At 49.4% G+C, this 26239-nt stretch carries 25 protein-coding genes; 4 read left to right on the top strand and 21 right to left on the bottom strand.

What is annotated here, in order from left to right; translation table 11 throughout:
- Positions 1-101 precede the first annotated feature (101 nt).
- Positions 102-506, top strand: a complete 405-nt coding sequence (locus B5E77_RS00200; RefSeq protein WP_087163374.1) for an amino acid-binding protein — start codon at positions 102-104, stop codon at positions 504-506.
- Between the two features lie 401 nt (positions 507-907).
- Here B5E77_RS00200 and B5E77_RS00195 read toward each other — a convergent pair whose 3' ends face one another.
- From B5E77_RS00195 to B5E77_RS00170, 6 genes are all read right to left on the bottom strand, one after another.
- Positions 908-2530, bottom strand: coding sequence for a peptidoglycan DD-metalloendopeptidase family protein (locus tag B5E77_RS00195; RefSeq protein ID WP_087163373.1), 1623 nt, complete (start codon positions 2528-2530; stop codon positions 908-910).
- A gap of 71 nt (positions 2531-2601) precedes the next feature.
- Positions 2602-3084: a shikimate kinase gene (locus tag B5E77_RS17165; RefSeq protein WP_242963533.1), complete on the bottom strand. Its 483-nt coding sequence runs from the start codon at positions 3082-3084 to the stop codon at positions 2602-2604.
- Positions 2972-3730, bottom strand: coding sequence for a flavin reductase family protein (locus B5E77_RS00185; protein ID WP_204247993.1), 759 nt, complete (start codon positions 3728-3730; stop codon positions 2972-2974). The genes B5E77_RS17165 and B5E77_RS00185 overlap by 113 nt, the downstream gene beginning before the upstream one ends.
- A gap of 49 nt (positions 3731-3779) precedes the next feature.
- Positions 3780-5444, bottom strand: coding sequence for a putative manganese-dependent inorganic diphosphatase (locus tag B5E77_RS00180; protein WP_087163371.1), 1665 nt, complete (start codon positions 5442-5444; stop codon positions 3780-3782).
- A 417-nt stretch (positions 5445-5861) separates the two neighbouring features.
- A complete protein-coding gene (gene lepB, locus B5E77_RS00175; RefSeq protein WP_087163370.1) occupies positions 5862-6410 on the bottom strand; it encodes a signal peptidase I in 549 nt (182 codons plus the stop codon).
- Between the two features lie 10 nt (positions 6411-6420).
- Positions 6421-7113, bottom strand: a complete 693-nt coding sequence (locus tag B5E77_RS00170; protein WP_087163369.1) for a hypothetical protein — start codon at positions 7111-7113, stop codon at positions 6421-6423.
- A 264-nt stretch (positions 7114-7377) separates the two neighbouring features.
- Here B5E77_RS00170 and B5E77_RS00165 point away from each other — a divergent pair, with 264 nt between their 5' ends.
- Positions 7378-8511: a pyridoxal-phosphate-dependent aminotransferase family protein gene (locus B5E77_RS00165; RefSeq protein ID WP_087163368.1), complete on the top strand. Its 1134-nt coding sequence runs from the start codon at positions 7378-7380 to the stop codon at positions 8509-8511.
- Between the two features lie 81 nt (positions 8512-8592).
- On the opposite strand, the gene B5E77_RS00160 is transcribed toward B5E77_RS00165, so the two are convergent.
- From B5E77_RS00160 to B5E77_RS00140, 5 genes are all read right to left on the bottom strand, one after another.
- Complete coding sequence (locus B5E77_RS00160; RefSeq protein ID WP_087163367.1) at positions 8593-8781, bottom strand: DUF951 domain-containing protein; 189 nt, start codon at positions 8779-8781, stop codon at positions 8593-8595.
- Positions 8771-9508, bottom strand: coding sequence for an NAD-dependent protein deacylase (locus B5E77_RS00155; RefSeq protein WP_242963515.1), 738 nt, complete (start codon positions 9506-9508; stop codon positions 8771-8773). The genes B5E77_RS00160 and B5E77_RS00155 overlap by 11 nt, the downstream gene beginning before the upstream one ends.
- Positions 9509-9574: 66 nt before the next feature.
- A complete protein-coding gene (gene srtB / locus B5E77_RS00150; protein WP_087163365.1) occupies positions 9575-10372 on the bottom strand; it encodes a class B sortase in 798 nt (265 codons plus the stop codon).
- 54 nt (positions 10373-10426) lie between these two features.
- Positions 10427-11092, bottom strand: coding sequence for a 4'-phosphopantetheinyl transferase family protein (locus B5E77_RS00145; RefSeq protein WP_162609606.1), 666 nt, complete (start codon positions 11090-11092; stop codon positions 10427-10429).
- A gap of 4 nt (positions 11093-11096) precedes the next feature.
- Entirely contained in the window at positions 11097-11297 is a 201-nt protein-coding gene (locus B5E77_RS00140) for a hypothetical protein (RefSeq protein WP_087163363.1), read from the bottom strand.
- 208 nt (positions 11298-11505) lie between these two features.
- On the opposite strand from B5E77_RS00140, the gene B5E77_RS00130 reads away from it, so the two are divergent.
- Positions 11506-12255 (top strand): sulfite exporter TauE/SafE family protein, encoded by a 750-nt coding sequence (locus B5E77_RS00130; protein WP_204247992.1) that lies wholly within the window; start codon positions 11506-11508, stop codon positions 12253-12255.
- Between the two features lie 79 nt (positions 12256-12334).
- Here the strand turns inward: B5E77_RS00130 and B5E77_RS00125 are convergent, their stop codons facing one another.
- The 10 genes from B5E77_RS00125 to B5E77_RS00080 all read right to left on the bottom strand — a co-directional run bounded on the left by B5E77_RS00125 (position 12335) and on the right by B5E77_RS00080 (position 25354).
- Positions 12335-13858 (bottom strand): sugar ABC transporter ATP-binding protein, encoded by a 1524-nt coding sequence (locus B5E77_RS00125; protein WP_087163361.1) that lies wholly within the window; start codon positions 13856-13858, stop codon positions 12335-12337.
- Positions 13859-13869: 11 nt separating this feature from the next.
- Positions 13870-14652: an ABC transporter permease gene (locus B5E77_RS00120; protein ID WP_242963532.1), complete on the bottom strand. Its 783-nt coding sequence runs from the start codon at positions 14650-14652 to the stop codon at positions 13870-13872.
- A gap of 176 nt (positions 14653-14828) precedes the next feature.
- Positions 14829-15833, bottom strand: a complete 1005-nt coding sequence (locus tag B5E77_RS00115) for an ABC transporter permease (RefSeq protein ID WP_087163359.1) — start codon at positions 15831-15833, stop codon at positions 14829-14831.
- Between the two features lie 149 nt (positions 15834-15982).
- Positions 15983-17035, bottom strand: a complete 1053-nt coding sequence (locus tag B5E77_RS00110; protein ID WP_087163358.1) for a sugar ABC transporter substrate-binding protein — start codon at positions 17033-17035, stop codon at positions 15983-15985.
- A 139-nt stretch (positions 17036-17174) separates the two neighbouring features.
- Positions 17175-18683 (bottom strand): xylulokinase, encoded by a 1509-nt coding sequence (locus B5E77_RS00105; protein ID WP_087163357.1) that lies wholly within the window; start codon positions 18681-18683, stop codon positions 17175-17177.
- A 12-nt stretch (positions 18684-18695) separates the two neighbouring features.
- A complete protein-coding gene (locus B5E77_RS00100) occupies positions 18696-19889 on the bottom strand; it encodes a dihydrolipoamide acetyltransferase family protein (protein ID WP_087163356.1) in 1194 nt (397 codons plus the stop codon).
- A gap of 15 nt (positions 19890-19904) precedes the next feature.
- On the bottom strand, positions 19905-20930 hold the full coding sequence (locus B5E77_RS00095) for an alpha-ketoacid dehydrogenase subunit beta (protein ID WP_275532743.1): 1026 nt from the start codon (positions 20928-20930) through the stop codon (positions 19905-19907).
- Between the two features lie 14 nt (positions 20931-20944).
- The gene (locus tag B5E77_RS00090; protein ID WP_087163355.1) at positions 20945-21910 is read right to left on the bottom strand and encodes a thiamine pyrophosphate-dependent dehydrogenase E1 component subunit alpha; all 966 of its coding nucleotides are present in this window, start codon (positions 21908-21910) and stop codon (positions 20945-20947) included.
- A gap of 109 nt (positions 21911-22019) precedes the next feature.
- Entirely contained in the window at positions 22020-23600 is a 1581-nt protein-coding gene (locus tag B5E77_RS00085; protein WP_087163354.1) for a response regulator, read from the bottom strand.
- A 29-nt stretch (positions 23601-23629) separates the two neighbouring features.
- Complete coding sequence (locus tag B5E77_RS00080; protein ID WP_162609605.1) at positions 23630-25354, bottom strand: cache domain-containing sensor histidine kinase; 1725 nt, start codon at positions 25352-25354, stop codon at positions 23630-23632.
- A gap of 45 nt (positions 25355-25399) precedes the next feature.
- Between B5E77_RS00080 and B5E77_RS00075 the strand changes: the two genes are divergently transcribed.
- On the top strand, positions 25400-26158 hold the full coding sequence (locus tag B5E77_RS00075; RefSeq protein WP_087163352.1) for a DeoR/GlpR family DNA-binding transcription regulator: 759 nt from the start codon (positions 25400-25402) through the stop codon (positions 26156-26158).
- Positions 26159-26239: the final 81 nt, after the last annotated feature.

Genomic DNA, 26239 nt, shown 5'->3' with positions numbered 1-26239 from the left:
AAAGTCTTTCTGATTACCATTGTAAAATACAAAGCCCTGTGGTATCATGTTTACAGTTAGCCTAAGGTAAGAGAAGTTTCGAACAAAGGAGAGGTAGCATTATGCTCAGACAATTATCCATATACGCAGAAAACAAAAAGGGAACCATGCAGAGCATCACGCAGATACTGGCGGACGAGAACATCAATATCTGGGGGTCCTGTACAAACGACGGAGCGGAATATGGCATCAACCGTATGGTTGTATCAGATCCGGAAAAGGCCATGGACGCCCTGGAAAGAGCCGGCTATCTCTGCCGCCTGACCAGCGTCATCGGCGTGGAGCTGGCAGACGAGGTCGGAAACCTGAACCGTCTTCTGAAGGCTCTGGCAGAAAGCAATATCAACATCAACTATATCTACCTTTCCTTTAACCGCGATTCCGGGCTCCCGGTACTGATCTTTCAGACAGAGGATGTGCCTGAGGTGGAAAGCTGCATCAAGAATAAGGGCTTTTCCGTTGTATAGTTTTCTGTTGTATAAGCAGCTCAATCGATAGGAAAAGGCGCTCAGGTCTTGAGAGACCCGGGCGCCTTTTGCCTGTCACGTCTTTTTCAATTTTCTTTTCTGCTGCGAATCATACAGACAACCGTCCCCAGACAGCATACAGAAACCCACAGCACCTGCACAAACAATATCAGGTCTATTCCATTTCCCGCCTGCATCATTTTTCCTTCTTTCAAAACAGATAAGCTTTTGTTTTCTGCTTTTATTATAGGAAACAGTTTGTAAAGTTTTCTATCCTGGTTTTGTAAAATGTAAAGCAAACCATGGGAAAGCTTTTTCCTTCAGGCGGAACATATATACCGAAAAAAGCCCCGGGCTGATTCCTCAGTACGGGGCTTCTGTTACTCTCTGTTTTATTCTGTCTATTCCAGCATAGTCAGCGGATCGACCTGAGAACCATTTACAATGATCTCAAAATGCAGATGCGGTCCTGTGCTTCGTCCGGTATTTCCGCTTAAGGCAATCCGCTCTCCCTGCTCCACGGTCTCTCCCACAGACACCAGCACACGGCTTAAGTGCGCGTAGCGTGTCTGGTTGCCGTCCGGATGCCGTATCGTAACGCAGTTTCCATAGCTGCTGAACCAGCCTGCCTGGATCACCGTTCCGCCGCAGGATGCAAAAATAGAGGTTCCGACCGGGGTGGACCAGTCCAATCCCTTGTGCTGTCTTCCCCATCTCCATTTGAATCCAGAGGTGAAGATTCCGCCTGACAGCGGCTTGATATAGGTCGGCGGCGTCTGAGTGCCCCGCTCGATGATCTCCGGCACAGGCTCCGTCATGACGGTCTCAGCGATAATCTCCCTGCCTGTCTCCGTGCCGTTTTCCTTTGTGATCAGGGCCGTCACCTCATGGTGGCCCGCCACCGGCTCCTGGCGCACGACGGTCTCTGTCGTGTACCACTCGTCATTGTCTATATACTGCACTTCCGCATAATAATCCTCTTCATAGGTGGACTCTTCTACCGTGGTCACGGTGAGCTCAGGCTCAGGCACCGTAATGATAATCTGATCCCCGGGATGGAGAACCGTATCCTCTGACAGGCCTTCATTCAGCGCCAGAACCTCCGCCACAAGCAGCCCGTTGCTGTTCGCAATCACAGAAAGGGTGTCGCCTGACTGTACCTCATAGACCGTATTCTTGGCCGTCTCCTTGGTAACCATCTCTATCGCTTCGTCTGTGGGCGTAATCTGGTCTTCCGATACATATGCCTCTGCAATCTCTACCTTTTCGCTGAAATCCACGTCCCTCAGTCCGTCTCCAGCCACCTCCTGAAGCTCGTCCTGCTCTTCGCCGGCATTCTGGACATCCTCCTGGGTGACCGTCTCTGTGATGACGTCCTCCACTGCATAGCTGACGTCGAATTCGCCGATACCGGCGCTTGTGCCGGGAACGCCCGCGATGCCTGTGGGCTCCGTCTGCTCCAGAAGTTCCTCCGTCTCCTGCGGGGACACCTCCACCGTATAGACGTTCAGCTCACGCTCCGCGTCGGAAACGACACTGATCTGAAACTCATTTTCGGCGTCATACCGGTTCTTTGCGGCATAGAGCACATCCATGACGTCCTGATATCCGCCAAGCGTCACTGTAAATTCATTGATTTTCAGCTGGTATGCCTTTTTCTTGGCAGTCGCCACCACATCCTTAAGCTCCTGATAGATGGCTTCCGTCAGCGTCTCCGGATCCATTGTGCTTCCGAAGATTCTCGGCACCTTATCGAGGCTGTATTCCACATCGGCCAGCACCAGCCCCTCTGTCTCACGGGAAATCCGGGCCCTGGCCTCCAGGAACGCATTCTCTACGACGTCCGGATTACGCACCGAGCCGACGACCTTGCCTTCCAGCGTCACCTCGTAATAGCTGTTTCCGCTGCCAAAGCCGCTTCCCAGAAGAGGCACCCCCACCAGCATGCATCCGCAGGTGATCACCATAGCCTCAATAAACGTCAGTTTTGATCTTTTATTAAAAAATAATTTTTTCCTGCTCATTCGTTCTTCTTTTCCGCAGCCTGCAGGTCTGCGGAAGACTTCATTTCTTCGTAATACTTTTGTAACATTTCTTATTCTACCAGCATTTTCAGCGCTTGTAAAGTTTTTTCTAATGTTTCCTCCACATTCAGGCCGTCCTCTTCCACAACTGCCTCCGCATAACGTTCATAGAGTCCCGCTCGCTCTTCGTACAGATCCTTCAGAGTCTGCCCGCTGCGCAGCACTACGCCCCGCCCCCGGATGTCCCGGAGACGCGCCTCCACCGCATCATAGGAAAGCTTCAGATAGACGACAGCGCCGATTCCGCTCAGGTGTTCCATGGCCTTCGCCCCATACACCACGCTCCCGCCGGTGGCGATCACTGCGCTCTCAGGCTGGATCTCCGCATTGACCCGCTCCTCTATGGCAAGAAAGCCATCCGGCCCTTCCTGCTCTATGATTTCACTGAGAAGACGTCCTTCTTCCTTTTGGATTACCAGATCCGCGTCGATGAAGTCCTTTCCCAGCACCTTTGCCAGAATGACGCCGATTGTGCTCTTGCCCGCGCCGGGCATCCCGATCAAAATTACGTTCCTTTTCATTTCTTTTTCTGCTTTCCTTTTCCGTACTCCGGGGCGCTTCCGCATTTCCCGGACGTTTTTTTCTTACGCTGTATCCGAAGCTCCCGCAGGAATCTCCCAGGGTCAGATAGGCGCCGTGCGAATAGGCGATAAGGCCTGTCCTGTTCAGCTCAAAACGCCCCTTCTCATTCAGATAAGCCTCATCCACGGATACGCCCAGCACCTCAGCCAGAAACATATGGTGGGACCCCAGCTCCTTCACCTCTGTCACCCGGCATTCAATATTGACCGGGCTCTCTCCGATGACAGGCGCATACTTCAGATGCTGCGCCTTTTCCGCCGTCAGCCCGGTTTCCAGAAACTTGTCCACATCCCTCCCGGAACGCACGCCGCAGTAATCCGTGGCATACGCCAGCTCTTTCGTCGTCAGGTTGATGACAAACTCTCCTGTCTCCCGGATGATCTGGTAGGAATACCGTTCCGGACGGATGGAGACGGATACCATAGCAGGGTCGGAACAGATTGTTCCGACCCATGCTGCTGTGATAATATTCGGTTTTTCTCCCTCCCTGGCGCAGCTTACCATGACTGCCGGAAGGGGATAGAGCATATTTCCTGCTCTCCAGTGCTGTTTTTTCATATTCACCTCGTCCCCCCCAGGGGATCCTCTCTTCCGCCTTCGGCGGAATTCACCTCATCTCTTCCATCTGCTGGATCATGCCGACCAGGGCCGGAATCAGCTGCTTCTTTCTGGATACCAGCCCCTTCAGCTCGTAGGCATCGGTGTCCTCAGGCAGCTGAAAGGCTTCCTTCACCAGAACATCCGCATTGGCTCCGCAGCAGAGCAGCTCCGTAGACTCCCGGATAATGTTTGTCAGCATGAAGAAAATCATGTTCAGGCCGCTCTCCTTCAGAGCTGTCGAAATATAGGGCACGATCTTCTCCCGGATCTCTCCCAGCTCGATGGCGTTCATGGAATTGATCTGGCCTACGCCAAACTCCACATTTCCTACGCTGAACCGCTTGAAATCCTGGAAAAAGATTTCATCCGCAGTCCGGGCGCTTAAATTGCTGCCGGCCGAGAACATGTCCACTGCAAGATCCTCGATATCTACCTCGGCAATCTGCGCCAGGTACTCGGCTGCCGCCTTATCTACCGCCGTACAGGTGGGCGAACGGAACATCAGCGTGTCCGAGATAATCGCCGCACAGAGCAGCCCCGCAATCTTCCTGGGAATCTCCACGCCCTTTTCCTGGTACATCTGATACATGATGGTAGCCGTACATCCCAGAGGCTGGTTCCGGAAGAACACAGGAGCCATCGTCTCCAGAGAGCCCAGGCGGTGATGGTCTATAATCTCCAGGATCTCTGCGTGCTCGATTCCGTCCACTGCCTGAGACTCCTCATTGTGGTCTACCATGATGACCTGCTTGCGTTTCAGATTCAGCAGGTTCCGCCTGGAAATCATGCCCACATAATTATCGTCCTTGTCCACAATCGGGAAATCACGGTAGCGCTTCTGTCCCATGACCTCCCGGATGTCCTCGGTTTTCTCATTGACATTGAAAATGGTCAGATTATCCGACTTCATAAAATACCGGATCGGCATGCTCTGGTTGATCAGCCTGGCTGCGGTGAATGTATCAAGCGGCGTGCTGATCACCACACAGCCATGCTCCTGAGCCAGCTTCGTAATCGTCATGGATACCTTCGCGCCCTCGCATACGATGATGCAGCCGGCATTCATTTCAATAGCGCAGAGCTGGGATTCATAGCGGTTCCCCAGAATCACCAGATCTCCCTCTTCAATATAATCCTCCATCAGATCCGGATTGGCCGCAGCTATCAGAACCTTGCCCTTATTGTAGTAGTCGTCGGGCGATCCCACCAGGATCTTGCCCTCCAGTGTGTCGATGATGTTGCTGTACTGGGTATTCGCCTGGGCCAGAATCTTGCTGTCATATACGTCCATGTAGGAGGTGGTGATATCGCCGATCGTGATCAGGCCCTCCAGCTTCTGTTCCCGCGTAATCGGAAGCGTCACGACGCCCAGCCGCCGCATCAGGTTCCATGCCTGCTTAAGGGAAAGGTTCCCTTTGACGCCTTCCGTCTTACGGATCTCAATATCCTTTACCTGCGTCATCACATCCGCCACATAAACGGGCGCTTCCGCCTGAAAGAAATTCAGCACATACTGGGTCTCCTGGTTCAGCTGTCCCGCTCTGGCCGCAATATAGCCGCCTCCCTCCAGATGGTTTTTCAGGTACGCGTAAGCAAGCGCCGAACAGATTGAATCTGTATCGGGGTTTTTGTGTCCGATGATATACACCGGCCTTGTCAAATCCTTCTCCATTCCTTCTCCTCGTCTTTCAAAATAAGGGCCCCTCTCCGGAAAGAGCCTGTGTTTCTTCTATTTTACCATCACCCGGACAGGCTTGGCAAGAGCACTCTGCCTTGGGCAAGGGCTGCTTCTCCTCGCTTGTTTTAGGTAATTTGCCCTATTTTTTCTTTTGACCGCTCTATATTTTGTGTATTTTCACAATAAATTCATATTTTGTTCACACTTTATTCATAATCAATTGCTATACTAAAGTCACTCCAAAAGAAGAGCTCTAAAGAATAGAAGCTCAATTAAAACGCTTTCACTACACATATAGATAAATTTTTTCATAATAGCCTCGGCATATCAGCAATGATATGTCGGGGCACTCCTCATTTTACAGGCAGGAAGCCCTAACCGCTTCCTGCCGCTTTTCCTTTTTTTGAAGCACTACTGCGTCATCCCAAGATGGAAAAATACACGGCCTGTAATCTCCTCCTGCGGCACCGCGCCGAACACCCTGGAATCTCTCGAATTTCCCCGGTTATCCCCCAGGACAAAATAGCTGCCCTCCGGCACCGTGTAGGGGAATTCCACACCGCCCGAAACCGTCAGCGTCTCTCCCAGTACATCCCTGTCCTCCGGAGATCCATTGACCAGCAGGACGCCGTCCTCCGACAGCTCCACGACATCTCCAGGCTCCGCCACGATCCGCTTGACATACTCGACGTTCTCTTCCCGATGGATAATCACGATATCATCTGTCTGGTACGCCTGATCCAGCCGGTAAAATACCACCAGCTCGCCGTCCTTCAGAGCAGGCTCCATGGAATGTCCGCTGACAAAAGCCAGGCCGATACAATAGTGAAAAATCAGGTAGACTGCCGTCACCACCACGACGCATTCTATCAGGAAACGCTTCCATTCCCGCCTTCTCTGAACCTTCTCTATCTTCTCCTCCAGAATTTCATCCACTGACTGCTTTTCATCTTTTTTCATCTGTGCTATCCTATCCTGCCTGTTCTTCTCCCGCTGCCGCTTTCACTTTATTTTTCAGCATATGAAGGCGCTCGATCAGCCTGTCCATCTCTTCGCGGACCATTGCGAGCTCCCGGTCGCGCTTCTCTGCCTCCGCGTGAAGCTGCGCTTCCATCTCCCGGCGTATCTCCACTCTGGCCTGCTCAAGCTGGCGAGCCGCTTCCTCACGTTCCTTCTCAAGCTGCGCTTTCATTTCGCTGCGCTCCTTCTCAAGCTGCTCCTTCGCCTCGCTGCGCTCCTTCTCAAGGGCTTCCCGCAGCTGCTTCTGCTCCTCCTCAAGCCCTGCCTGAAATTCCAGCTTTTCCTTCTCCAGCCGCTGCCTCAGCTCTTCCGCCTCTTCCTGATTCTGTTTTTTCATCTGCTTCAGCTGTCCGCGCGCCTGATCCCGCATCTGCTGGGCCCTGGCCTGGTACATTCCGTTCAGCTTCTGCATTTTTTCATATACGTCCTCTTTCTGAAAGCCAAACAGACTGCCCTTCAGCTTCATATTTTTCAGGAAATCACTGATCTCCGGATAATCTACAGCCGTCACTCCCGGCACTACCTCCGGAACCTCCAGCGGCGTGTATTCCACCGCATCCTGCTTTTCTTTTTCCTGCATTTCCATGTCCAGTCTTCCCCCTGACCGCCCGCCCCTTCGGGCAGACTGCGTTTTTTTCATCATACCCTGTAATCCCTCTTTTTGCAACCTTTATTCTCCTTTTGCACTATTCACAATACAGAACACAGCATTCTTCAGCCTGTCCGGCTGCTGAAAAAACGGATTTCACTCTCTCTCCGCAAACTGGCCTGGTCATTTTATAAAAAACTGGCTATTTTAAAAAAGCCACTTTCCCGCTATAGTACGCTGTAACATATACAAACAGCTGTAACAGGCCTGTTTTTGATACAGCACGACAGTAAGGAAATGACAGAAAGGAAGAACATTATGTATGAAATCATGACGCCCGGCCCCACGCATGTGCGGGAAAATGTACTGGCGGCAAGGGCTCTGCCCTGTACCAATCCCGACCTCGATCCGGATTTTTTCACCTATTATAAAGAAACCTGTGAGCTTATCAGTTCCCTGCTCCATACCAAAAACGAGACTCTGATCCTGGGCGGAGAGGGCATTCTCGGCCTGGAGGCCGCCTGCGCCAGTCTGACCGAACCGGGAGACCGGGTTCTGGTTCTGGACAACGGAGTCTTCGGAAAGGGCTTCGCGGATTTCGTAAGCATGTACGGCGGCATTCCCGTGCTTTACACTGCAGACTACCTTCATACACTTGAGGTGGACGCCTTGGCTGAATATCTGAAAAAGGATCACGATTTCAAATACGCCACCGTAGTTCACTGCGACACCCCCAGCGGCGTGCTCAACGATATTTCCCGCATCTGCCCTCTGCTGAAGTCCTATGGCATCCTGACAGTCGTGGACTCCGTCTCAGCCATGTTCGGCGAAGAGGTCCGCGCAGACGACTTCCAGATCGATCTACTCTGCGGCGGTTCCCAGAAGGCTGTGTCCGCGCCTCCGGGACTGACCTTTGTCACGATAAGCCCAGCCGCCTGGAAGGCCATGAAGGAGCGCAAGACCCCCATCGCCTCCTTCTACGCAAATCTTATGGCCTTTGACGGCTATTTTGAAAAGCAATGGTTCCCCTATACCATGCCCATCAGCGATATCCGGGGCCTGCGCACTGCCTTTGAAAACATCCAGGCAGATCCGGACATTCTCGGCCGCCACGCACGCATTGCCGAAGCTGTGCGCAGCGCTCTTACCGGGTGCGGCCTTACGCTTCACACCCGTGACGGCTGGTCCAATACCGTCTCTGTCTTTGATGTGCCGGAAGGAACCACCGCCTCTGCCATTCTGGCTGCCCTGCGCACAGACTATAACCTGATGCTTGCCGGCTCCTTCGACGTGCTGGAAGGTCAGGTCATCCGCATTGGGCATATGGGCGAAAATGCAAGGGAGGAAAAGGTTCTCGCGGTTATGAAGGCGCTGGACGGCGTGATGGCAAAGCTTGGAGTAGCATTGAGCGGAAGCCTGGAAGCCGCTTATACAAGGGCTCTTGATAATTAGCATTAACTAACTCATTATAAAAATATATCCTGCGCGCCGTTTTTGCAGGCACGCAGGATTCTTATTGATTCTTATTCGTTCTCACGCCTCTCCCGGCGTTCTTAAGCCCCTGGTATTCTTTTCCACCAGCCGTCTTGCAATCATAACCTGGTGTCCACAGCCCAGACATTTCAGACGGAAATCAGCGCCTACTCTCAAGATCTCCCACTCAGAGCTTCCGCAGGGGTGGGGCTTTTTCAGCTTTACGATATCTCCTACCTTATATTCCACTGAGCACCTCTCCTATATTACCCTGAATCAGCAGATCTGCCTCTCTGTCCCTGGGCGTAGCGTCGCGGTTGATAAGCACCAGATGCCTGCCGGAAAAATAATCGATGAGCCCGGCTGCGGGGTAGACCGCCAGAGACGTCCCGCCGATTATCAGCATATCCGCCCTGGAAATCGCGCTGACCGCACCCCGGAGCACCTGGCTGTCCAGTCCCTCCTCATACAGCACCACATCCGGCTTGATGACGCCGCCGCAGCTGCACCGGGGAATTCCCTCGGACTCCAGAATATAGCGGGCATCATAAAATGCGCCGCAGCGCTGGCAGTAATTTCTGTGCACAGAGCCGTGAAGCTCATAGACACATTGACTCCCGGCCGCCTGGTGAAGGCCGTCGATATTCTGCGTCACCACCGCAGACAGCTTTCCCTGCTGCTCCAGCTGAGCCAGCTTTCTGTGGGCCGCGTTCGGCTCCGCGTCCAGACACAGCATTTTCTTTCTGTAAAAACGGAAAAATTCCTCCGTATGGCTCACAAAAAAGCTGTGGCTTAAGATCGTCTCCGGCGGATACCTCCACTCCTGATGGTAAAGGCCGTCTGTGCTGCGAAAATCAGGAATCCCGCTTTCCGTGGACACGCCTGCCCCACCAAAAAACACAATGGAACCGCATTCCTGCACATATTCCTTCAAAAGCTTCACTTTTTCTTCATCTACCGCTGCATTTCCGCCCACAATCATCCCTTCTTTCCCGTGAACCGATCTGCTCCGTCAGTCTTTCTCCCTGCTCTGTCTCAGGCGCTAATATATTTTTTTGGCATGAACCAGATATCTGTGTTCCCCGTTTCTGGTACAGGTAGAAAGGGTGACAATAGAATCCTCCTTTGCCACAGTCACTCCCGTATCATATTCCGAACGGCTCTTCAGCGTCTGCAGAAACGTCTCATACTGCTCGTCCGGCGCAAAGCCTATCGTGTAGCTGTCGCTCTCAGCCTCCACCTCATAGACGGAAAAAATCTGATAACAGTGTGTTCCATCCGCCAGATCGATGTACACGTTCGGATGTGCCACCAGATAGGACGGGGACGCGTAATTCTTCAGTCCCGCAAACATGGAACCGTTTTTCATATTATGCCCGTAAATGATTGTATGCAGATCTGTAAAATCCGGACTGTTCAGCGCCTCGACAAAAATACTGCCCGCACTGTTCACCTTGTTGCTGAAGGTATGGTTCAGATAATAGGCGTCGTCGTCCGCCTGCATCAGAGGATAGCTGATTCCCGTACCCGGGATCTCGATCCAGCCCACCGTATCGGGATTCTGCGCCTGCAGCTCGCTTAACGCCACACGCTGTACGCGTTCCTCTTCCACACCGTCTTCGCCCTCTTCTGCGGCGTCCTCAGCTGCCGGCGTCTCCCCGTCCTCCGGAATCTCAGCCATCACATACTGCTGCAGATCCTCGTATTCATCTGTTCCCGCCTTATATTCCAAAAATATATCGGAAAGCTGCCAGATGCTCACTCCCAGCGCCACTACGCAGACGCACAGCACAACAATCAAAGGCACCGGCATTTTTTTCTTTTTTTTTCTCTTGGCCATAATATACTCCTCACCTCTCCCTCATTCTATCAGACTGGCCTGTAAAAAGCCAGATCAAAATTCACGTTCAGCAGAAAGCCAGACCGGCTCTTCCACAAAATCCGTTTCCTCCGAGCAGACCGCCAGGCTGTACCTCCCGCCCGCCAGCTCATACTGCCGGATAAAATACGCACTGTCCCCGGAATTCTGCCGTACTCTCTCTGCCGTCCCGGAATATAACCCACAGGTCCACAGTTCATCTCCTACTGTACAGAAGGAATCCAGCGCAAGGCGCAGCCCTTCTCCGGTCGCCTTCAAAAAGCTCTCCTTCCGGACCCAGAGATCATAAAAAGCCTTTTCCTGTTCTTCTTCCGCCCTTGCCGCCAGCCATTCTTGCTCTGCCGCGTGGAGCTTCCGGGCGACACGTTCTCTGTTCTGCCGCATTTTCCGCAGCTCTACATCCACGCCTACCGGCTTTTTCCCAACCGCGCAGGCCGCCAGCCTGCCGCTGTGGGAAAGGCTGATGTGGATATCTGGATACCCGGCCAGATAAGGCTTTCCACGCTCATCCTTGACCACCTGCTCTGTCCGAAAGGCCCCTGCAGACTCCGGATACTCCTTTTCCAGCGCCAGCATAAGAAGGCGGCGGGCCGCCGCCGACTGCCTTTCACGGGCATACGCCGCGCCTTTTCCTTCTGCCTCGGAAATTTCTGTGATTTCCGTAAGATAAACCCGGACCATAATATCAGGCGCGCCCTTTCTGGCTGTCCAGGAGCTCCTGAAGCGCTTCGTCGCTGTCGGAAATCCAGACGTCCTCTTCCTCCGCATTCAGACCCAGGTACTCCCGAAGCGTACAGGTCTCGTCGCTGTTCCCCCATTCTTCAATGTACCGGTCGATCTCTTCAAAAGGAATTTCACCCGCCAGATATCTTTCCTTAAACTTCATAATGTTCCTCCATAGAGTCTTTGCATCAGAATCCGGGAAATCCAGATTCTCCCTGACATTATAGCACATCCCCAGCCGCCCCACAAAGCATTTTTATTGACAGCGCCGCGTCCTTTTACTAAAATAGCAAAAGGCAGGGCCGTGCCTGTCCCTGCCAGCCAGGAGCATGAGCCATCCTGCAGAAATATAATGAAAGAAGAAATCACGAATGGAAGTCTCACTGCATATGCTTTTGATTGTATGCCCTCTGGTGTTCCTTGCAGGGCTTGTAGATTCTATTGGGGGAGGCGGCGGCCTGATCTCTCTGCCCGCTTACCTCTTTGCCGGAATTCCTCCTCATATGGCAATTGCCACCAATAAGCTTTCATCCTCGCTTGGAACCACCATCTCAGCCGCCCGGCTTTTCAAATACATGGATCTTCCGCTGGCCGGCGCCTGCGTCGCCTGCTCTCTGATCGGTTCCGGCGCCGGCTCATCGCTGGCTCTTCTCGCCAGCGAAAAGCTGATCCAGTACATGCTGCTGCCCGTACTGCCTGTCGCAGCCTACTATGTGCTCCGCAAAAAGGATCTGGAACAGGCCGGGCAGGAAAAGCTGTCCCGCCGGAAGACATTTCTGATCTGCATGCCGGTCTCTTTTGTGATAGGTACTTACGACGGCTTCTACGGCCCCGGTACGGGAACCTTTCTGATTCTCCTGTACACCAGCCTGGCTAAGCTCGATCTTCTGACAGCCTCTGCAAACACAAAGGCGGTCAACCTGGCTTCTAATATCGGAGCCCTTGCCGTTTTCATTTTAAACGGACAGGTTCTCTTCCCCCTCGGGCTGCCCGCCGCTCTTTTCTGCATCGCGGGACATTACCTGGGCGCAGGTATGGTCGTAAAAAACGGGACGCGGATTGTAAAGCCGGTGATCCTGGTGGTGCTGGCAATTCTGTTTATTAAGGTTCTGACGAATTAAGCTCCATATACCGCAAAAAGGACAATGTGCACTTTTTCTCGTTCACATTGTCCTATACATTATCTAAAAAATTTCTTTCTTACACCCCAATAATTTTCGCGACCAGATTTTCCTGAGTCATCTCCTCCTTTTCTGATACCATTCCTGTAATCGTACCTCCCCGCATAATATATATCCGATCGCTCATGCCAATTAATTCCGCCATTTCAGATGAAATTACGAGAACAGAAAGTCCGTTTTTCGCAGCTTGATCTATCAGATGATAGATTTCAAATTTTGTATTAACGTCAATCCCGCGGGTAGGCTCATCAAGAATCAAAACCTTCGGCTCTACTGCAAAGCATTTTCCCAAGGACACCTTCTGCTGATTGCCCCCTGACAATGTGGATACAATTTGTCCGCCGTCCATACATTTAATATTGAACTCTTCTATTAGTCGCTGCACCTCCTGCTTTTGTCTTTTTCTGTCTATGATTCCTTTTGGGAACAGCTTATGAAGTGCAGAAAGAACGAGATTCTCTGACACATCTGCCGCTGTGATCAGTCCGTCTATTTTTCTGTCCTCGGATAAGTAAATAATGCCTTTCTTAATGGATAATCCCGGAGAGCGTTTTTGATATAAGGCTTCTTCATACCAGACTTCGCCGCCAGCGTCTGGGCGCTCACCATAAATCGTTCTAGCCAGTTCCGTCCGCCCAGCTCCCACAAGACCACAAAGCCCCACCACTTCTCCTCTTTTAACTGTGAAGTCCAACGGCTCAGTAGCTTCTCCTATCTTCAGTCCCTTGGCCTCCAGCACAGTCTCCTCTCCCGGTACATGTTCTTTTTCAAATATATTTTTTGTAATACGGCCTGCCATCATATTGACTGCCTGTTCGTCACTGTAATTTACCCTCTCCATAGTTCCGATATAGCAGCCGTCACGCATCACCGTCATCCGATCCCCTATCTGCTGAATCTCATCCAATCGATGGGAAATATAGATGATGCTAATCCCTCGGTTTTTCAAATCATGAATCAACGAAAAGAGCATATCAATTTCTTTTCTGGTCAGGCTGGCTGTAGGCTCATCCATGATAATAATTTTGGAATCAAAGGATAATGCCTTTGATATTTCTACAATCTGCTGCTGTGCCGTAGAAAGTTTCCCGAGCTTTGTATGCGTATCTAATTCAAATCCCAACGCCCGGATTGCCTCCGCGCTTTTCCGGTACATCTCTTTTTCTTTCATTAACCCCAGCTTTCCTGTAGGTTCATTTGCCAGATAAAAATTATGAGCCACATCAATATTCGTGCACAGATTCAGTTCCTGATGTACAAAGGCGATTCCTCTTGCTCTCGCCTCCCGGGAATTATGAAACTGCACCTCTTTTCCGTTCAGTGTCATGCTTCCCTCATCATACGGAATGATACCGCCTATAATTTTCATCAGCGTCGACTTGCCCGCTCCGTTTTCCCCTAGAAGCGCGTGCACTTCTCCTTCATAGAGATCAAAGTGAACGTCATCCAAAATTTTTATCTCTGTTCCACGGATCGGTTTTCCTGTGCTCACATTGAATATATATTTCGTGATATGGTTCAATTCCAGAATTTTATTTTTCAATGCCGCTCCTCCTATCTCGCCCTGTTTTTCAAAGCATCTGCCACAAGCGCAACCAAAATCGCAATGCCCAAAATCGCCTGATACAGGTAATAATTCAGATTCAGAATATTAATCCAGCTTTCGATGCATTTGATAATCAGAGCTCCGGCCACACAGCAGGGCACATTTACCTGGCCTCCCAGGAGGCTCGTTCCTCCTATCACAGCCGCTGTTATTGCTTCAAAGGAAAAATTACTCCCTCCCAGATCTGGCTGGGCACAATTTACACGAATCGTCATAAGAATACTGCAAAAAGCCGTTAAGCAGCCGGAAATCACAAAGGTAATAAAAACCGATTTCTTCTCATTTATTCCTGCTATACGACTGGCCTGGGCATTAAGCCCCAAAGCCCGCAGTTCTCGACCGAAAACGGATTTATGCAGGACAACCCACACAATAAAGGCGATGATAATCGCATAGAAAATGGTAATAGGAAGCGAAAACGGTTCTGCTTTAGCAAACGCCCGGAATCCATCCGGCAGATCATGATAGGAGGTATTCTGACTGACCAGCTGCGCCAACCCTGTAAGAATCATTCCTGTGCCTAAAGTTACGATAAATGAGGGAATCTGGAATACGGTTACCAGTAGGCCGTTTACCGCGCCAGCTGCACATCCTATCAAAAGACATAAAAGAATTACCAGACCCGGAGAAAGCTCCAGGGTTTTCACCATAATTCCGCACGAAATTGAAACAAGACTGACAATATATCCCGTGGACAGATCAATGTTTCCCGTGATCAAAATAAAGGTCATAGCAATACAGGAAATAATCGGCGCCGCCGACTGCCTCAGAATATTAAGAAAATTTGCTCTGGATCCAAAATTAGGAATAAACAAACAGCCTATCAACACAAAAATTACAAGATAAAAAATGGGAGCATTCTGCTTTACAACTGTTAAAACTGTATTTTTGCTTTTCCTCGCACTCATTATGTATCTGCCCTCCTGATATTAAAGCCTTCCTGTTGTCTCTTCTCACGCTGCTTGAGCAGTACATTGACGGCCACAATTAAAATAATCAACGTTCCAAGAAGCAGATTCTGTACATAAGGATGCAGACCGAGAAGATTCAGCGCATTACGCATGGCGGCGATGCCGATTGCTCCTAAAGCTGAGTTTATCACAGTCCCCGAGCCACCCAACATACTGGTTCCTCCGAGGATACATGCTGCAATGCAGTCAAGCTGATAGCTGTTTCCCTGTGTGGGATGAACGGTAGAAAGCTGGGAGCTGAGCAGGAGGCCTGCTACTGCGGAGAAAAAGCCTCCAATTCCATAGATAGCAATCAACAGTTTCTCCGGGCTTAGCCCCTCCATTCGTATTACGGACTCATTATTTCCCAAGGCATAGATTCTGTTTCCATATTTGGTCTTTCCAAGGAACAACGCACCTGCCGCCACACACAGCAGCATAATTATGTTAGACCATGGAATTCCAAGAACAGAACCATTCCCGATTTGTGTGTAGCCTTTGGGAAAACCCGTCACAGAACCACCATTTCCAATCACCATTGTAAGGCCCAGCATAATCGTCCCTGATACATAGGTCGCTATAAAAGGCAGTACGCCAACCCGGGCGATCAAAAGACCATTCAAAAGCCCTGCAAGAACGCCTGTAAGAATCCCGCACAGTACACACAACGCAAACGGAATGCCCGCATGGTACATCACAATCACACACATTGGCGCAAACGCGATGACACCACTGGTAGACAAATCGATTCCCTTTGTAATCATAGCCATCGTGACGCCAATCGCCGGAATCGCTATAATGCTTGCCTGTCGGAGCACATTCATTAAATTCGAAAATTTCAAAAAGTTTGGGATCAGAGCCGCCATCATCAGAATGACCGCTATTATCACGAGAGTACGAACAAACGGACGCCCTGACACTTTCCGAAAAGGATTTTTTCTTCTTGTCACATTTTTTTGCATATCATTCTCCTTCCTGGTCAAACCTCCCGCAGAGATAAAAATGGCTGCATGTCCTCGCCATAGGTCGAATGCTCCATGCAGCCTGTTTCATGTTTTTTCCTATCTGTATTCAGAAGCTGCTATCCGTTATCTGCCCGTCACAGCTTTTTCTACGGAGCATTTTGCAATGCTTCTTCCGCATTTTCCTGAGTTACATAGGCAACGCCGCTGTCAACAAATTTTTCAAAATCATCTGCTGTCTTTTCTCCGTTCAGAATCTGAAGAAGATATTCTACGGCAAGCTCACCCATCACGGAAGGATACTGCTGCATGGTAGCCTGTACTCTTCCATCCAGAACAAGCTGGCAGCCATTTGTCAGTCCGTCAAAGCTATAAATCAGAATATCGTCCGCCCCAGCACTGTCGATAGCCTCCAGGATTCCATCCAGCATCACGTCTGAACAGGAATATACTCCGTCTATGTCAGGATTTGCAATCAGCATATTCTCCATCGCCTGCAGTGCATCGTCATTACTCCAATTACCCGGCTGCTCTGCCACCACTTCCACATTCGTCCCTTCCAATCCTGCTTTGAAACCATTGGCCCTCGCTTCACCTGCCGTATTACCACTCACGCCCCGGACGATAACGACCTTTCCTTCACCGCCCAGCTCTTCTGCCATTTTTTCACCGGCTGTCACTGAACCTGCATAATTATCCGTTCCAATATAAGTCACATAAAGGCTTTCATCTGTTCCTTCTGCAGGTCCCGAGTCTACCATAATGACAGGAACATTCTCCTCCTTACATCTTTCCAATGCCGGAATAATCGCGTTGCTGTCAAGAGGATTGACGATCAGGGCGTCAATACCGGATACCAGCATATCCTCAATCTGGCTGACCTGCTGCGCCACATCCTCCGCACTGTCCGTCGTAGCCAACACGAATTCGCAGCCCGCTTCTTCCACCTTCGTCTGGATCATGTCAGCAATAAATGCCTGAAACGGCTCATTCGTCAGCGTCTTTACACTAAATCCAATCTTGTAGCTTCCCGTCTCTGTCTCTGCTTCTGCTTCCGATTCTGCCGGCTCGGTTTCCTCTGTCTCCTCCTCAGCAGTATCCTCCGCTGTCGTTTGGCTTTCTTCCTGAGTATTTGTTCCGCCGCATGCAGCCATGCCCAATACCATAACCAGGGAAAGAAGCATTGCAATTACCTTTTTCATGTTTCACTCTCCTTTTCTTTTTTTATCCGACGACCTTTCGTCTGTATTTATGCTAACATTCTGCTTGCCTCGAGTAAATTTACTGTCTTTAGGTGAATGTTCATTTTTTTGTGTATTCCATACAGGAATTCAACTTCTATTATCTGTTTAACCGTGAAATTGCCGAAAAGCATTCCTTCAGATCACCATAGCACGAATGGTAGATTTCATACATCTTCTGATAATGCTCTATCCATTCTTCCTCCGGTTGGATAATCTGCATCTCTGTCTGGATACCAGCCGCCGCCTCCTGAATCGTCGCATGTTCTCCCAGCCAGACCGCATTCATAATTCCGAGTCCTCCTGGCGCACCCATTGTCTGCTTGGGAACAGCAATCGGCATATTCAAAACTGACGCTTTGATTTTGGTCCAAAGCAGGCTTCCCGTGCATCCTCCTACACTTCTAAGAGATGAAACTGAGACTCCTGCCTTTTTTGCCTCTTCCACATTATCACGGAGAGCAAAGGCGACTCCTTCCAGGACTGAACGCATCATCTGTGTCCTCGTAGTTCCCAAATTCATTCCCAGAAAGACACCTCTGGCATTCGTATCCCAGACCGGACAACGCTCTCCCTGCATATAAGGCAGGAAAATAAGCTCTGTCGGGTCAGGCGCTTCCCGTAGTATCTCTTTCTCCATCTGCCCATAAGGATCCTTCAAGAGCCTTTCATGATCGTACAGCTGATCCCGGAACCACTTATAGCTTGCTCCTGTCGTACTCATGGCTCCGTACAAAATATGGCCTCCCGGAACAATGCTGTACTGATGGGCCATATTAGGCGCCGTCTTAAGATCTTCAAACGCTATCATAAGCCCGGAAGAAGTGCCTGTCATTTCCACAGCGTTTCCGCCTCCAGTCACGCCCGCCTCCAGCACAGCTGCCGCGCCGTCTACGGTACCGCATAGTACTGGTGTACCCTCCGCCAAACCGGTTAGAAACGCAGCCTCTTCATTGACCTCGCCTATTTTCTGCGTACACTCATGCACAGGCGGAAACAGCTCTATATCTACCCCTATCGCATCAAAGAGTTCCTGGCTCCAGCAACGCTTTCTCACATCGTACATCTGTGTATGGGAAGCATGCACCGGATCCAGGGAATATCTTCCTGTCAGCTTATAGTTAATATACCCATTTACCTGCAACAGAATCTCAGCCTTTCGAAAAGCCTCCGGTTCATTCTTTTTCATCCAGAGAAGCTCCGGATATACGTAGTAAGGATCCAGCCGGGTTCCAGTGATTTCAAAAATTCGTTCGCGTCCCACTTTCTGCTCCAGCCAGCTGCACTCTGCTTCGCTTCGCCTGTCCATCCAAATCAGGGCATCATAGACCGGCTCGCCATTTTCATCCAACAGCAATACAGTAGGCGCCTGGCAGCTGACTGAGATTACTCCGATGTCCTTGGCAGAAACAGCGCTTTCCTTCAAAATCCTGCGGACAACCTTAATCACCGCATCCCACCAATCCTCGGGCTTTTGCTGAGCCCAGCCTGCCCGCGGGAAACAGGTCGGATATTCTGCCGACGCCTGTGCTGCCGGCCGTATACCGGCTGAAAACAGAACACCTTTCGCTGAGCCCGTGCCAATATCGATTCCCAGAGAATATTTCACATTATCATCCCCCTATCTGACAAGAAGAATATCCATGCATTCCACATTCATCTTCAACGCCTGCATAAACGCTGCTCCGAGTGCGCCGTCAACTGCCCTGTGATCCAGCGTCAGAGACAACATAATCTCTTTTGTCTCGCGAATCTGCCCGTGATCCAGTACCAGCCGGCCTACAGGCGCCCCGATTCCCAAAATCGCTGTCTGAGGCACATTTAAAATGGGAGTAAAGACCTCTATGCCGTATTTTCCAAGATTCGTGATTGAAAATGTAGCTCCTTTCAGATCCTCTGCGCTCTGTATATGTGCCCTGCATCTTTCCGCCAATTCATGGCTTCTCCGGGACAGTTCATACAACGAAAGCCTATCCGCGTTTGAAACCACAGGAACCACAAGCCCTTCTCCTGAATCCACAGCAATTCCAAGATTAACCACATCATATTCCCGCAGTTCTTCTCCATTCCACACTGCATTGAGCCGCGGAAACTGTAGGAGTGTCCTGGCTGCTGCAAAGCAGAACAAATCATTTACCGTTACAGAAGCCAGCTCCGGCATCTGCCGATTCTCTTTAAGCTGTGTGCGCAGTTCCAAAAGCCTGTCCGCACACACCCGCATTGTAAGAGTAAACTGTGCGCTCTGCTGCAGAGACTCCATCACATGGCGTCCAGACGCCTGTTCCATCCTACTTAACATTCTTACCCGATATCCTTTTTCTTCGCTCTCTTCTGTATGCGCTGCCTGTTCCGCCACATCCTTCTCCGTTATACTTCCAAAGATGCCTGTTCCCACTATTTCTTTCAGACTAACCTGATGCTTCTCCGCATACCTGCGCGCTCTGGGAGAAACCAGAACCTCCTCTCTTTTATCTCCCGGCTTTTCCTCTTTCATTTTTTCCTTCTCTGAAGCCTGCCTTTGTATCTGCACCATTTCTTCTACCGGCTCTTCTTTTCCTGTGTCCTCCTTCTCTATCTTCTCTCCTTCCTCTCCAATCACCGCAATGGGTTCAAAGGCTTTCACCTCGTCCCCCTCCTGATACAAGATCGCAAGTACAACGCCGTCGCAGGGAGCTGACACGTCCACCATCGCCTTATCCGTTTCCACAGAGCAGATCAGATCTCCCATACATACACGATCCCCCACCGCTACCACACATTCCGATATTACACAGAGATCCCCGCCTTCACTCGGTACGATTACCTTTGTCGCCATTTTCTCACTCCTCGTTTATTTTCTGCAGATTTCTTTCACAGCCTTCACAATTTTTTCTGTATCCGGCAGAACGTCTGCTTCGCAGCAGGGTGCAAATGGAATTGGCGATTCCTTAGCACACACTCTTTTTACAGGAGCGTCCAAATCAAAAAGCCCTTCCTCTACAGCCACTGCCGCCACCTCTGCCGCAAAACCACAGCAGCCTGCAGATTCTGTCACAATCACAAGGCGTCCCGTCTTTTTCACCGAATTTAAAATGATTTCTTTATCCAGCGGTACAATCGTTCTGGGATCTATAATTTCACACTCAATCCCTTCTTCCGCAACAATTTTGGCAGCCTGTACTGCTCTGTGCACCATATAGCCCACCGCTACGACCGTCACATCCTCTCCTTGCCTTTTGACGTCTCCTTTTCCCAGCTCAATCATATATTCCTCTTCTGGAGCCGGGCGGAAGGTCTGATCTAAATCATCGACCACCGATTTTGCTTTTCCCCCCGGAGAGGTCGCTCCATATAAAAGCTTATGTTCCAGAAAAATAACAGGGTTATTATCCCTGATTGACATTTTCAGGAGTCCCTTTGCATCATAGGGTGTGCTGGGCATTACTACCTTAAGACCCGGTATATGCGCAAACCACGCCTCCAGAGACTGAGAATGCTGAGCGGCTCTCCCTGTAGCACCATAAGGGGCTCGTATCACCATGGGAACCGACACCTGTCCTCCCATCATCAAACGTATCTTTGCCGCCTGATTACAAATCTGATCCATTGCGCATCCCATAAAATCATTAAACTGGATCTCCGCAACGGGACGAAGTCCGGTCATGGCCGCTCCTATCGCTGCTCCTGTAATGGAAATTTCTGAAATAGGCGTATCCTTTACCCTTTTTTCCCCGTATTTATCCAGCAATCCTTCTGTAACCCGGTAAGAACCGTTAAATACCCCGATATCTTCTCCCAGCAGCACCACATTTTCGTCTCTGTCCATCTCCTCAATAAGTGCTTGCCGCAAAGCCTGAACAATTCTCGTACTCTCCACAAAAGCCACCTCCCTTATTCGGCAAAAATATATTTCTTATAATCCTCCGGTTTTGGATCCGGACTCTGCTCTGCAAACCTGACCGCATCCTCGATTTCTTTCTCAACAAATATCTCTGTCTGCTTCAACTCCTCCTCCGTAACCGAAAACTGTTCCTTTAACACCTCAGGGAAGCAGATAATCGGATCTCTCTCCTTCCATTGCCGTACCTCTTCCTCTGTACGATAGCAAGGCTTTTCAAAGCGGGAATGTCCCATATAACGATAGGTTTTACATTCTATCAGAGTCGGTCCTCCGCCTCTTCTGGCACGTTCCACAGCTTCCCTGGCTGCCCCCCGGACTGCCAAGACGTCCATACCGTCTACTACGATTCCCGGTATTCCGTAAGCTGCTGCTCTGTCTGCAATATTTTCTATCGGTGTAGAACGGCGGTAGTAGGTAGAAAAACCATAAAGATTATTTTCGCACACAAAGATTGCCGGAAGCTTCCAGACCGCTGCCAAATTCAAGGACTCATGAAATGAACCCTCATTGCTTGCGCCATCGCCAAAAAAGGCAACAGCCACCTGCTGCGTGCCTCTGTACTGGCTGCTCCATGCAGCTCCCACCGCATGAGGCAGCCCGCCTCCGACAATTCCGTTTGCTCCCAGCATTCCCACACCAAAATCTGCAATGTGCATGGAGCCTCCCATACCCTTGCAGCACCCTGTAGATTTTGCAAACATTTCCGCCATAATATTGCGCACATCTGCTCCCTTGGCGATACAATGTCCGTGCCCTCTGTGCGTGCTTGTAATATAATCTGACCTGTTCAGGCAGGAACACACACCTGCTGCTACCGCCTCCTCACCATTATACTGATGCATCGACCCCGGCATCGCCCGTGTAGAAAACAGATAAAACAGTTTTTCTTCAAACCGCCGAATCATCAGCATCGTCTGATACAACTCCAAAGCTGTGCTTTTATCCACGCTGCTCATTTCAAACCTCCTGCCTTTTGATAAAATCCTTTTGTTGATCAAAATATAGCAGTTTCGGCCCAGCGGGAATATTGCATATCTTTTGTTCTTCATTCAGTTTTTTGCGTTTTTACTCTGTCTCTATTGCATATTTTTCCCTGTATTGAGACGGAGTCAGCCCCGTCTCCGCGCGGAATCTGGTACTGAAATAGGGCTGACTGCTATAGCCCACGCTTTGAGCGATATTCTGAATTTTCATATCCGTCAGCAGCAGCTCTTTTGCTCTCTGAATCCTGATGTTCGTTAGAAATTCTGCAAATCCCTGCTGCTGTACGGCAGAAAAAGCATGAGAAAAATACGCTGCGTTGAAGCCCAGACGCTGCGCCACAAGAGACAGGGACAGATCTGCATCCGCATATTCCAGCCTTGCAATTGCTTTTGCCCGTTCTACCATCATCTGCATATTTTTCGAACACAACAGATCCAAACGTTCGAAAATTTCACAGAAGGCTTCTTCCACAACCTGCCGCAGCTCATTACTTTTTCCCGCCCTTTCCGTCATTTCCTTCTTAATCGCCAGCCATCCTGGCCTGTAGTCCAAGCTCCTCTGTGATGGCGGCACGGAGCTTTCATGTCCCCGGAACAATGCTGCCCTTAAAATATATCTGCATTCCTCTAAAAGCTTCCCTTCCGTAGTTTCGCGAAGCTTTTTCAAAAGAAGCTCTTTTTCTCCTGCCAAAACCATATTTTCAAGTTCTCTGCAGGTAAAACCTGCACATTTTTCCCAGTTATCATATTCCTCCCTGTACTGCCTTTCAGTAAAAAAGTAATCTCCGCCAAAAAGCTGGTACCGTGCGATTTTCTGCACCTGTGCCTGCATATCAAGCAAGGCTCTTAAGCTCTCCCCTGCCTTGCTGACCGCCAACGCTGTATTTCCACTCTTTCCGTATTTGTTCCAAGCATATTTAAGCTGTTTCGCACACCAGTCTATACTTCCTCTCTCCGGTACGCTTAATACAGCATAGACAAGCTGTCTGTCCTTTACAAACTGTATATACTCCATATTCTCAAAGGCTTCTTCAAAAACTGTTTCAGCCAGGAAAAGCCGTTCTTCCACCAGTGCCTCCCCTGAAGCCTCCGCCCTGAGCGGATGTATCAGAGCCATTATATGCCATCTTGCATTTTCCTCTGTCAATTCTCTTTGCAGCTTCTCCTTTCTTTCCCGGCTGATATCTCCTGACAGCCAGGCAGGAAGCCATTCCAGCCTTGAGTGCAAAGTCTCGCTCTCAAAAAGCTTTTCGTTCCCTGCCCCCTCAGCTTCTTCCTCATTCCACACCTCTCCTGCCTTTTCTGCCGCACGCCGGATCATTTCTTCCAGTTCCTCCGGTATAATTGGCTTCAAGAGATAACCGAACGCTCCATTATTCAGCGCTTTCTGCACATACTGGAACTCATCATAGCCGCTCACAATAATAAAGTATACGTCCAGCTCCGCTTTTCTGAGCTCGTCAAGGAGCTTCAGCCCATTCATTTTCGGCATTTTAATATCACTGATTACAATTTTCGCTCCTGTCTTTTTTATCAGTTCCAGAGCTTCCTCCCCATTTCGTGCAATTCCAGCCACCTGACAATCATATTTATTCCATGGAATAATTTTTGCTATCCCACTCCGAATGATCGGCTCATCATCCGCAATTACAACACCCCACATACGCGCTCCTCCTGATTTCACTTAACAGACTAATCTGCTTTCCGCTTATCTGCATTTTCACTTTCTTCATACACATACCTGGGAATTCTGACATATGCACACGTAAATTTATTTTCCACGCTTTCATAAAAGATCCCATAATTCTCACCATAAGCCATCTTCAATCTTAAATTCACATTTAAAACCCCAAACACCTCCCTGTCTGTCTTTACACCCTGCATTAGCAGTGAATTAAGATGCTGCAGTGTCGTCCGTTTCATTCCCGCTCCGTCATCATAAACCTTTAAAACAATCTGTTCTTCCTCTTCATATGCCGAAACCTCTATCATCCCTTTTCTTTCTGCTTCTTTAATTCCATGATAAATAGAATTTTCCACCAGGGGCTGCAACAGAAGCTTAATCGTGCTACAACCGCGCAGCTCATCAGGAAGCTCAATTTTGTAATCAAGAATATCACTGTATCTCATGGATTGAAGTAGCAAATACATTCTGGCATGTTCAAATTCCTGCTCAAGCGGGATGACATCCTGCCCCTTACTGATGGATATGCGGAAAAGCTTTGTCAACGCATACAGAGCGTCCAGCGCATCCTGGTTATGATTCAGACGCACGTTCCAGGCAATCGTATCTAAGGTATTGTAGAGAAAATGGGGATTAATCTGTGCATTCAACGCTGCGATCTGTGCCTCGCGAAGCCGTTTTTCATTCAACACCGCCTCATCCATCAGCTCCTTCAGATTTCCAGTCATTCTGTTAAAGCTTTTGTTCAGCGCAAGCATTTCCTGAGAGCTGGTCCTCTCATCAGCCACCACATCGAAATCTCCGTTTTCCACTTTGTGAAATGCATTTCGCAGTGCTACAACCGGTCGTGAAATCGTATCTGCCAGCCGAAAGGATACCGCCAACGCTACCAGAATCATTAATATAATAAGAACCATGAGAATTCCCATCATTGAAAACGCTCTGTCAAAAGCCAGTTTTCCCACCGGCACTTCCACCTGAATACTCCATCCGTTTATCAAATTCTCAGTAAACTGCAGATTGTTGCTTGACAAAAAACTGTTCTCGCCTTTAGAATAATTCTGATCCTTCCCCGTCTGATATACCTGCTGCCCGGCTTCATCCAACACCTGAATCATCAGATTGTCTGCCATACTGCTGTTTGCAATCTGGCGGAATTCCTCTTCGCCGATATCAATCAGAATCACCCCCAGCAGTTCGTCATTCAGACTGTCATGAATCGTAGTCGCCATGGAAATGACCGGCTCCGTCTCCTGCCCTACAAACGAACCTGCATGTGATGAGAACCACACTGGTCCGTCCTGTTCCACCGTCTGTCTGTACCATTCCTTCTCTTTCCATACATTTTCTGTGATCTCCGCGTCATTGGAAGAAAACACCTGATATTCTCCCAATACGTAAAACGCATCCAGACGCGGCGTGGAATAATTATGAAGATTTTTCATCCATCGGTTTATTCTGATACGATATGCATCGTAGGAAGAAAGCTCCGGACGCTCCCGTAAGGCTTGAAGCAGTACAATTTCATGCGAAAGGGTGCTGGCTGCTTTTTCTGCTTCTTCTATCAGGATATCAAAGTTATTGGCAGACTGATCTACCAGAACATCCGCCGATTCCGCCATAGTGACCGAGAATGTATCCAGCAGCTTGACATAAAAGAAAACGGTTATAATAAGCAGTGGAACAACCGACAACAGCACATGACTGATTAAAAGCTGATTTTTTAATTTCATAACACTTTCTCCTTTATCATATTGTCGCAAACAGGAGGTATTCTCATGCATCTGACACAGAGACAGCAGAAAATTATTGCATTACTCCAGGAAAAAGGCCAGATTACCGTTGACGAGCTTTCTGAGCTGCTATTTTTCAGTCCGTCCACTATACGCCGCGAACTGGAAATCCTGCAGCAGTACGAATTGATCCGCCGCACCCATGGAGGAGCAGTCATCAAAACCAGATGGGATGAAGGAGTACCTGCGCTAATCCGAGAAAATCAGGAAACCGCTTCTAAAATGCAGATCGCACAAGCAGCGGCAAGCTATATCAACGATGGAGATCACCTCTTTATTGACAGCTCTTCCACTGCTCTTCTAATGGCTGATTTTCTGAAAGACCATTCTCAACTTACTGTCTTTACCAATGGTTTCCAATTAGCCAGCCAGCTTCTTCACTGCCCCAAAATAAAAACCATCTGTACCGGCGGACAGCTTGTCTCCGCCTCTCATTCTTTTGTGGGCGCCCATGCTCAGCGTTTTTTTGAATACTATTTTGCTGATAAACTGTTTTTTTCCAGCAACTCCTTTTCCATCTCCCATGGTGTTACTGATAACAGCGAAACAGAAACAGAGCTAAAGCGACAAATGGTCCGTCATGCCCGGCAAGTATTTTATCTGGCTGACGCTTCAAAAATTGAGCATACTTCAACCTACAAGATCTGCGCCGCCTCAGACATTCATATGCTAATCACAAATGCCAGCCCTGATATCTTTCGAAAAGAAAATACGCTTCCTTTTCAAATTCATCGGATTATTTAGCCCGACACATCTGTTTTGCCAATACTAAATCAAGATAAATGTTTTGTTTATTATATCATTTTCACAAAAAATACGGATAAT

Origin of the sequence: Lachnoclostridium sp. An131, from assembly GCF_002160825.1 — a bacterium.
GTDB lineage: Bacteria > Bacillota > Clostridia > Lachnospirales > Lachnospiraceae > Laedolimicola.
Note: the sequence above shows the minus strand (reverse complement) of the source record. Positions and strands in the feature narration are given on the sequence as shown.